The 5805-nt window shown below is 70.6% G+C and carries 5 protein-coding genes; 4 read left to right on the forward strand and 1 reads right to left on the reverse strand.

From position 1 onward, the window contains the following. The first annotated feature begins 146 nt into the window (after positions 1–146). A complete protein-coding gene (locus ACGFI8_RS47735; protein WP_392815723.1) occupies positions 147–311 on the forward strand; it encodes a GNAT family N-acetyltransferase in 165 nt (54 codons plus the stop codon). Between the two features lie 16 nt (positions 312–327). On the opposite strand, the gene ACGFI8_RS47740 is transcribed toward ACGFI8_RS47735, so the two are convergent. Next, complete coding sequence (locus tag ACGFI8_RS47740) at positions 328–1362, reverse strand: macro domain-containing protein (RefSeq protein WP_392815715.1); 1035 nt, start codon at positions 1360–1362, stop codon at positions 328–330. Positions 1363–1608: 246 nt separating this feature from the next. Between ACGFI8_RS47740 and ACGFI8_RS47745 the strand changes: the two genes are divergently transcribed. From ACGFI8_RS47745 to ACGFI8_RS47755, 3 genes are read left to right on the forward strand one after another with little or no spacing between them, the layout of a single operon-like run. Then, positions 1609–3279, forward strand: coding sequence for a hypothetical protein (locus ACGFI8_RS47745; RefSeq protein WP_392815717.1), 1671 nt, complete (start codon positions 1609–1611; stop codon positions 3277–3279). A gap of 18 nt (positions 3280–3297) precedes the next feature. Beyond that, positions 3298–4371 (forward strand): hypothetical protein, encoded by a 1074-nt coding sequence (locus ACGFI8_RS47750; protein WP_392815718.1) that lies wholly within the window; start codon positions 3298–3300, stop codon positions 4369–4371. Between the two features lie 2 nt (positions 4372–4373). Further along, entirely contained in the window at positions 4374–5447 is a 1074-nt protein-coding gene (locus tag ACGFI8_RS47755; RefSeq protein WP_392815720.1) for a macro domain-containing protein, read from the forward strand. Positions 5448–5805: the final 358 nt, after the last annotated feature.

Genomic DNA, 5805 nt, shown 5'->3' on the forward strand with positions numbered 1-5805 from the left:
AACTCCGGCGGAAACGTCGAGGTCAACAACCCGACCGCAATCCGATCCGACAACCGCTCACCAAGCGGCGCTTTCACCTGTCCAGCACGCGGCACACCGCACTCTAACAGCCATCATGCTTAAGTCAGCGGTATTGGGGCTAGGGCCTGACCGCCTGCCTGATCCGCGCCCTGGCCCACGACATCAGGGTCTACGGCGAAACTCCGTTCCTGCACGCAGCCGCAAACAACACCACCGCCATCGGCCTGGACGAGTCCCTGGACTTCGAGCTGCGCAAACACACCAAGTTCCGCACCTTCCGCACCCCCTGACGGCCACCGCCGATCGTCACGACGGGGCGTCGGCAACAAGCCGGGGAAACCGGCCAAGCTCGTCCCGGAACAGCGCAAGCTCCGCCTCGCTGTAGGCGAGGAAGTAGATCTCCCTGACCTCGTGCCGCCCGCTGGCCGCCGGGAATCGCCCGCGAGTCAGGTAGTCCACCGCAGCGCCGGTGAGCGCCGACACCGTGGCCCGCTGGTCCCCGCCGCCGACGCCGGTTCCGAGCAGCGGGACCAGGACGCTGAGCGGCGGCGGCTCGGGGTCCTCTAGCCGGGCCACCTCCGCGAGTGCATTGAGCAGCCCCCGGCCGATGCCCCTGACCTGGCGGTAGCCTTCGCCCGGCTCACCCTGTACGGCCGCCACGTGGACGACGTACCGCACGCCGTTGCTGTCGCGCAGCCGTCCGGCACCGGTGAGGACCGCGGCGCACGGTGGCAGCGGCGTCCGCCCGGCAACCTTCGCGGTGAGCTCGTCGGCGATGAGATCCTCGACGGGCCGGCCGGTCTCGTCGCGCGCCGAACCCTCGAACCGGATGACTGCCGAGATCGAGAAGTCATCGACGCGCGCCATCTTCATCTCGGTGTTCTCGGAATTGATCCAGACATCGATGAACCGGATCCGCCGGACGTCGCCGGTGACGATGCCGACGACGGCGCCCCCGTCGACGCGGTAGCGGTACACATCGGTGGAGTGGATGGGCCGCGATCCGCGCACCTCACTTGGACCCTGCTCCCGCCGTGCCCGGCCCGCCTGGGCATCGGCGACCCGCTCCCACGCGGCCAGCCACAAGCGCCGCTGATCGGCCGGGACGCCGAGGAGCCGCAATATGTCCAGATACACCTCGTGCGGGCACAGCCGCTGACCGTTCAGATACGGCTGGATCGTGCTGGGCGACTTGTGTACCCCGCGGGCGATCGCCCGCAGCGAGGTCGGCCTGGAACCGTGCCGCGATGCCATGAGCCGCAGCCGGTCCAACGCCCGGGCGAGGTCGTCGAGGCTGCGCACCGCCGCGACCATGGTGGCGATGTCGGCCTCGCGGTCCATCCGACCTCCCGGGTGGCGGCCGTCCGCGAACGTCCGCGGACGGCCGGAAATTCGGTCCGGACAGCATACCGTTCGGGAGCATTGCCCGGGGATCGGGAATTCACTGCGATCGCTTCGGGCCCCCGACGAGCGGTGGACCTTATATTGATCTATGTCAAATGATACGAACGTCCACGTGGAGAGACGAACGCGATGAGCGCCACCGAGGGCCGTTACAGTTTCTTCCGCCCGCGTCCGCAGCCCCGTGTGAGCGCAGGCCAGCAGAGCTGGCTCAGCGCCGCGTCCCCCGTGCGCTGGCTGCGACGCGCCGAGCGTCCGCCGTCCCCGAGCGACCAGTTGACGACGAGAATCCTGTGCGCCAACTTGTACCTCGACGCGCAGGCGTGCGACGCGGTGTGGAACGAGTTCCTGTCGGACCCGCAGGGCGGATGGGGCACCTCGCCAGGGCTCGACCTGACCGCGCTGCTGCGCCACGCCCGGGTGGCCCGCCGGCTGCTGCTGTTGCGCGACGCTGCGCTGCTCGCCTGCTTGCTCGCCGCGCCGGCCACCTTCGTCGCCGAGGCCGGCGCACGGCACGGGCGGCACGGCCTGGTCGCGGCCGGCGCGGCGATGGTGCTGCTGTACCTGGTGGCCCGGCGGGCCGGTTGGCTCGTCGGGAGGCTGGGGGCCAGGCTCCGCGCCCGTTTCAAGCGCAAGCGCGAGCAGACGGTGCGGATCGTGTTGCTGACCGCGTTCGCCGCGATCCTGGCCGGGATCTGGCTCGCATCGCTCGACATTGTGGTGCGGTCCCTGGTAGTGCTGGCCGGCGGCGTTGTCGTCGCGTGGACGGTTTGCGTCGCGGCCCAGTTCGCCGCCATCCGGCATGCAACGCGGTGCCGGCGCGCTGCGGAGTCGCCGGCCCAGACCGCTTCGAGGTTGTCCGCGGCGGTGGAGGCCCGGCTGGAGGGTGTGGCGAAGATGAACGTGATCGCGTACCGCGAGACGCGGGCCTCGACGCCGTTCATCGGCAGTGGCCTGCGGATCGAGCACTGGCCGACCTCCGTCGACATCCGCCACGCGGCGGATCCGGACGGCGACGGCCCCGAGCCGTTCGAGGTCGGCGACCTGCTCCTGTTCCTGGAGCGAGACTGGCAGGCGGACAATCCTGAAGGGATCCGCCACGGGCTCCGGTTGTACGTGCACGGCGGCAAGCTCGAGGCCGACCGCGATCTGTTGCCCAGCCCGTCGAGCCCGCCCGTCGACCGGCTGGCGCCGGAGACCATCGCCTACCGCAACGAGCAGCGCGACAACGAGGACTTCCAGCGGGTCTTCTTCCTCGAGTCGCTGACCCGCCGCGACGACCTCGTTGTCACCGCCTCCGCGCGGGCCGGCCGTCGTGGTCACTTGCTGTTCTTCGAGGTGACGCTGAACGCGCTGCTGCCGCTGCTGCCGGCCATCGTCGACCGGGTCCGCCGGCTGCCTGCGCATCGGCGAGACCTGCTGTACCGGGTCCTGCGCGAAGGCACGCGCCACCTTCCGAGGCATTTCCTGAGCGCGCCGAACCGGCTTGCCGGCCGGCTGGTCGACGCCCGCGTGTTCTGGCGGGGCCGGCGCCTCGCGGCGCTCGTCGCCAAGCGGTTTCGGTACCACGACTACGGGGCCAGCATCACCGCCCGGGAAGGACTGTCCTCGGACAACTTCAAGGCGCCTGACGACAACGTGCGGCGGGCGCTCGAGCGCGACACGGTCTACATGGTCACCCGGCTGGCCCGGGGGCTGCGCGCGTTTCTCGTCGAACGCGGGATCAGCACCAGCTCGCTGGACGGGCCCCAGTCGGTGACCACCATCATCCAGAACTGGAAGGTCGACACCGTGAAGGCCGACATTGTCGGCTTCGGCAACGCCAACACGTTCATTGCCAAGGCACCGGGCGCCTAGTAAGAGGGATGCAGTCGCATGAGCCAGGACTTTCATATCGGCGACGTACAAAGCAAGATCGCCGTTTTCGGCAACAACAACACCAGCACCGTGCACGAGGCCGCCGGCGCCGACCGGTCCACGGACCGCCCTCAGCGGCCGCGACACGACCGGCCGGTCGCCACGATCGGCATCGTCACCGCGCTGGCCGAGGAGTACGACGCGGTCACCGCGCTGCTGGACGGCGCCCGGGCCTGCCCCGTTGTGGGCGACCCGGCCACGTACAGCGTCGGCTACCTGCCCAGCCGCGACCCCGACCACGCACACGTGGTCGCCGTCAGCGTCCTGCCGGAGGGTGGCAACGACATTGCGGCCACCGCGTGCACCAACCTCACCCGCAGCTTCCCCACCGTCACCTGCGTGCTGTTCGCCGGAATCGCGGCCGGCGTGCCGGACCCCGGACGCGCGGAGCGGCACGTCCGGCTCGGCGACATTGTGGTGCCGTGGGAGGTGGTCGACTACGACCACGTGGACGTGCGTCCGGACGGCCCACGCCTGCGACCCGGCTTCCCGCAGCCGTCGCCGAGGATGACCGCCGCGGTGAACCGGCTGCTGACCCGGGACCGGCGCGGCGACCACCCATGGGAATTCTGGTTGGACACCGGCCGGCGACCCGACCTCGCGCGCTTCCAGCGGCCGCCGGAGGACACGGACGTGTTGTACGCCCCGGACGAGTCAGGCCGGCGCATCAAGCATCCGAGCTTGCGTCGCAGCGGGCACCGCAAGGGCGCACCGAAGGTGCACCGTGGACGGATCGGCAGCGCCGACCGGTCGCTGCGCGATGCCGTCACCCGCGATGATCTGGCCCGCCGCCACGACATCCTGGCCGTGGAGATGGAGATCAAGGGCTTCGGGCGGGCGAGCTTCCTTAACGGCGTCGAGTGGTACGTGGTGCGCGGCATCAGCGACTACGGCGACAGCCGCACCACCCCGATTTGGCGCGGTTACGCCTCGCTCGCAGCGGCGGCCTTCACCCGTGCGCTGCTCGGCGAGTGCGACCCCCTCGGTCGGCCGGACTCGGGTGGCGCGGCCGGGCCGGGCGAGGGCCGGTAGCCGTGCTTCAGCATGCGGCGTCCCTGGTCGCCGCCGCGGTGTTCCTGGCACTGAGCCTGGCCACGTTCGGCTGGGGCACGCGGGCCGCCGCGATCGGGCACCGCCACACAATCCTGGTGTTCGCCTGGCTGTGCGCCGCCCTGAGTACGAGCCTGATCATCTTCTCGCTGTTCCCTGCCGCGACGGCCAGCGGCGAGGTGTTCGGCATGACGTTGTCCGGCGCTGGCGCGTTCGTGCTGCTGGTCTGGACCGCCGCGCTGCGCGCGACCGTTCACGCGGCGCGGCGGGACGCCGAGGAGGCACAGCGGGCCACGGCCGGAGCCCGAGCCGCGGCGCTGGAGCACCAACAGACCTACTTGTTCGGGCTGGCCCGGACCCTGGACGGCGGTGCGCGCCGCGTCGGCGTAGTCACCGGGGACATCCGGCGCGTCCGCGGCGTCGACGCGTGGGTCAACCCGGAGAACACCGACATGATGATGGCCCGCGTCCACGAGAACTCCGTGTCGGCGTCGATCCGCTATGAAGGCGCCGCCCTTGACGACAGCGGGCGGGTGGTGGCCGACCTGGTGGCCGACGCGCTGGCCCGGGCGGTGCGCCACCGGCGGCCGGTCGTCGCCGGCACCGCTGTCGTCGCCGAGCCTGGCGAGCTGACCCGGCGCAATGGCGTGCGCTGCCTGATCCATACCGCCGCGGTGCAGGGCGAGCCGGGCATCGGCTACCGCGCCGTGCGGGATCTCGGCCGGACGGTGGGCAACGCCCTGCGCGCGGCCGAGGAGCGCAGCGAGCGCGGCCCACGGCTGCGCAGTATCCTCTTCCCGCTCCTGGGCGCGGGCATCGGCGGCGCCGACGTTGGGACGACCGCCCGCACCCTGATCCTGGCCGCGGTCGACCATCTCGCGAGTAGCCGGGCCGCCGGGCCGTCGACCGTGCTCTTCCTCGCCTACACCGCCGAGGAGCTGACCGCCTGTCTCGCCGTGCTGCGCGGCTGCGCGGCGCTACGGCCGCTGCGCCCGCCAGACGAACTGCCCGGTCAGCCAACCGTGGAGGACTTGCGGTTGCCTCGTTTGAACTCGTAGAAGCCCTCAGTCTCGGCGGCCAGGTACATGGGGTCGAAAATTTTGCTCGCGGCCCGCCCGCGGATGCAAGAGTTGCTCCTCCGCTGCCGCCGATGGATTCGGCAGCGAATTCGACGATCTGCAAACGGCATCAGTCTGCGCACCGACCACCGCTGAGTCTTGGTCCGGACGCTCGATGCGTAGACCCCTTTACTCGGCCAGTTTATGCTTTCAGCGACCTGGGAGAACGTGCCTGAGCACGTCGCTGGGGCCTCCGGCTACTGGGGGGAATCGTCGCTGCAACTCGTCCAGCGGGACGACGGCTGGGCGTTTGCCGGGCCGGGTTCGGTGGGGTTCGAGTTGGTGAACGAGTACTTGT

It is taken from the genome of Dactylosporangium sp. NPDC048998, from assembly GCF_043197855.1.
GTDB lineage: Bacteria > Actinomycetota > Actinomycetes > Mycobacteriales > Micromonosporaceae > Dactylosporangium.